This window comes from Frigoribacterium sp. AC759 (genome assembly GCF_979256015.1).
Map to the genome: position 1 here is coordinate 1 of NZ_CEEDMT010000232.1, position 229 is coordinate 229.

General features: G+C 70.3%; 1 pseudogene. It reads right to left on the minus strand.

Annotation, left to right across the window (positions count from 1 at the left end):
• Positions 1-61: 61 nt before the first annotated feature.
• Positions 62-229 (minus strand): annotated as a pseudogene (locus ACZ6JE_RS15790) (CarD family transcriptional regulator); the annotation flags it as partial.

Below are 229 nucleotides of genomic sequence, written 5' to 3' on the forward strand. Positions count from 1 at the left end.
TCCGCGCCGAGTACAGCTTGACCAGCTCGACGGCGATGTCACGGACGGCGCGACGCGCCTAGCTCTGGGCCGAGGCCCAGTCGCTGCCGCCCAACTTGCTGAGCGACGGCGCCTCGCCGCCGACGTAGCGGCTGAGCAGATCGAGCTGGTCGGTGGGCACGTAGAGCGTGTCGCCGGGGTACCCGCGCTTCGAAGGCGCGTACTCGAGCACGAGGTTCTCGCGGCTGTG